Origin of the sequence: Desulfonatronovibrio magnus (genome assembly GCF_000934755.1) — a bacterium.
Lineage (GTDB): Bacteria > Desulfobacterota > Desulfovibrionia > Desulfovibrionales > Desulfonatronovibrionaceae > Desulfonatronovibrio > Desulfonatronovibrio magnus.
The window spans coordinates 1-3154 of record NZ_JYNP01000131.1 but is presented as its reverse complement, the minus strand read 5'-3'; the positions used below and the strand labels follow the sequence as shown (position 1 = coordinate 3154).

Below are 3154 nucleotides of genomic sequence, written 5' to 3'. Positions count from 1 at the left end.
AATTTGCTTCAATGGAAAAATTTACACAGCGAGGGACAGTCCCTGTGCCAGGCGCAAAGTTCCCATCTTTGACGGAATTTTTCAGGCAAATGTGCATCAATCGTGAGCAAAAATCGTAAAAACTTGAAACAGCCTCAACGCGTTAGAGATTGCCGCGCTCGCCCCAGTTGAATGGCTGCGCCTACACTGCGTGTATTCAACGGGATAAAAAGACTCGCTCGCAATGACACCCGAGGTGTCAAGAATGTAGTTGCTGAAAACCTGTCACCCACAAGTGAGCCTGAGCGACCGAAGCAGTCTGTATGGTAAAACAGTAATACTCTGAATTTATTACATATACGCTTGTAGTTACTTGTTAGGATCTGTCAATAGAGCTAACTACCCAGCATTTTCTGTCTTTAACCTGGCGCTTATTCTTCTGAAAGCTCCTGAGTCCTCGACGCGGGATTGTGGGTCACTTACCATTGAGTTGAGCATTCTCTGCAATTTGAGGAAATCGACATTACGCCGCATGCCTACCATGGCACAGAGGATCATTTCGCTTTCTTTGGTTTCCATGTCATTTTCCTGACGCATTTTTTCAGCAACTGGCAGAAGCAGAAAATTCGCCAGCACAATGCCATAAAGAGTTGAAACCAGTGTTATGGGAATACTTTTGAGTATCAGGCTTGTTTCTTCCATACCCATGAGCAGTCCAACAAGACCTATGACACTGCCGGCAACTCCAAAAGACGGTGAGTAGTTAGCCATACTTCTGAAAACTCTTTCCAGCTCCTGCCTGCTTATCCTTTCAGCTCGGGCTTCAGAACTGATTATTTCTCTGATCTCATTTTCACTGTAGCCATCCTTAATAAGTTCCAATCCTCTTGAGGCCTTCATATTAACATCAACAACACTGTCAGGGCTGACAACGCCATGTCTGCGGTGCAAATGCCCAAGACTCATGAGTACATCTACAAGCCGTCTCAGTCTTGTCTGATCTTCCTGATAAGCTCTCATTGCATAATTTATGGCCTGCATGAATTTTCCAGGTCCAAAACTCATCATGCCTGCTCCTATGGTGCCTGAAACAACAACAAGAAAAGCAGTTGCATTGAAATAGATCATGGACTGACCGGAAACAAAAAAAGCAGTCAAAAATAGTGCAAAGCAGATAAAGCCTGCAAGGAGTGTTTTATTTATCATATTATACCTCGTTTATAATTGCTCCATCAGGACGTACTTATACCAAACCTGTGAGTTACCTTACGGAACAGTCTTTTTTGAAAATAGTGACAGTCGGCATAAGAGAAAGTCAAAACTCATCAGCTCTGGTTATTCAAAATCCGGATTTCCACTCTTCTATTTCTTTCGCTGGATATCTCTAAGTGTTGAGGTACTAATGGTTTACTGACACCATAGCCCTGAACCACTATCTTTTCCTTACTGATATTACCCAGTTTTTCCATTGCAAGTCCGATTCCAGCTGCTCTAATTGCAGACATTTCCCAGGGGTTGCTGTGGTTTTCTGCTGCATCCGCATACCCGGATACGATTATTCCACCTTGAGCCAGGGATACTATTCTGGCGATCTGTTCCAGATAGTTTATGGACTGATCATTTAATTCAGTGCTTCCTTTATTGAAAAAGGTTTCTCCAAAGAGTGATATGATCAGATCACCATTTTCACCACGGTAATAGTCAAGTACTGATGAGTTTGCAGGTAGGTTTTCGCGCATCTTTACTAACAATGGATCAAGGTCAAGATTTTGAACACCGTGAGATATACGACCATCCCATTGCGCAAAGAATGCTTGCGGAACTGTCACTTTGTTTTCTCTGGCATGAAATATAAACAATACCAGAAAGAGTATGAACATAACCATCATGAGGTCAGACCAGGGCACAGCCCAGGAACTGCGAAGGGTTTCAGGGGAATAATCCCGTTCTTCTGTAACGAAGTAAGAAGATTTCAGATCATAACTCACAGTTTTACCTCTTGGACATTTTAAATTCAGCAGGTATGCAGGCATCTGCACATGAAAAAATGGCAGCTGGCCTTTAAGGGAGGTTATATGCCTGCAGGCAGGCGTTTTTTTCCCTGCAAGCATACATTGCAAATACTGAACCATGAAATGCTATATAAATCTTAAAGAAGGGGCTGGAGTTTCAAGAGTATAATGTTTCAAGACTGGAGTATGAGAACGTGAAAATACCTGGATTCCGGCTTTCGCCGGAATGACGATAAAGAGTAAGCACTTGCTTAAACCGTCACCCCGGTCCCGGATCGAGTCCGGGATGACGGATCCGGGGTCCATTTTTTTGAAGATACTTGGATTTAGTTACTTGCAGGAAACAAGGGACTGCCACTTTGGAGATTGATGCATGTATGAAAAGAGATTCATCCAGGATTCTGGCAGTCAGGGCAGATGATGTATTTTTTTACCCTTTGCCAGGCCTGTTTGGATGCATCAGTTTCAAGATCTGGCAGCGATTCTCTATCTGCCAGGATTAAAGCATCACATGGGCACATTAAAACGCAAGCCGGACCAAGATCCGCTCGGGTCACGCATAAGTCACATTTGGTTACCGGGTTTTCATGTCCAGTACACATCATGGCTACATAAGGACAGGCCATGAGACAATTTTTTGTCACGCATTGCTGGCAAATTTCTTCCTTAAGCCTGACCACTCCCTGCGGATCCTGGAAAAGAGCCTTATTTGTACATGCTTTCATGCACTTGGGGTTATCACAATGTTGACAGTAAAGAGGAACATGCAGGCCATAAGTGGTTCTGCTCATGATAATTCTAGGAACCCGGTAAATGAACTTGCAGACAGCTTCACAGGTACCACAACCTATGCACTTGCTGTAATCAATGTATAATGTTTTCATAGTTATGCCGGGGCTTAATGCTAATTGATTGTAAAAGATATTAATAGTTTAGACTTTTGAATGAGAAACCGTGGCTTGATCTAAAAGTTGCTCACATTCCCAGGAGTGCATTTTGATTATCTGAAAACTGTAAATTTGAATTGTAAGCTCCTCCCCTGGGCGGACCGGGACCGAGCCTTTGAGGAACTGACTTTAAAGTGGAGCCTGCATCCTGCAGGCTATTTAATTCCAGGCGGCTGGAAGCCGCCTCCACCTTGAAGAACAGTCCCATATTTGGAA

The 3154-nt window shown here is 43.5% G+C and carries 4 protein-coding genes; all 4 read right to left on the bottom strand.

Features of this window, described 5'->3' with window-relative positions:
* Window positions 1-378: 378 nt before the first annotated feature.
* On the bottom strand, window positions 379-1185 hold the full coding sequence (locus LZ23_RS11645; protein WP_045214374.1) for a motility protein A: 807 nt from the start codon (window positions 1183-1185) through the stop codon (window positions 379-381).
* A gap of 119 nt (window positions 1186-1304) precedes the next feature.
* Window positions 1305-1967, bottom strand: coding sequence for an OmpA/MotB family protein (locus tag LZ23_RS11640; RefSeq protein ID WP_198145980.1), 663 nt, complete (start codon window positions 1965-1967; stop codon window positions 1305-1307).
* A gap of 413 nt (window positions 1968-2380) precedes the next feature.
* The gene (locus tag LZ23_RS11635; protein ID WP_045214370.1) at window positions 2381-2875 is read right to left on the bottom strand and encodes a 4Fe-4S dicluster domain-containing protein; all 495 of its coding nucleotides are present in this window, start codon (window positions 2873-2875) and stop codon (window positions 2381-2383) included.
* 91 nt (window positions 2876-2966) lie between these two features.
* On the bottom strand, window positions 2967-3154 hold a 188-nt coding region (locus LZ23_RS25060; RefSeq protein ID WP_045214368.1), incomplete at its 5' end, for a hypothetical protein.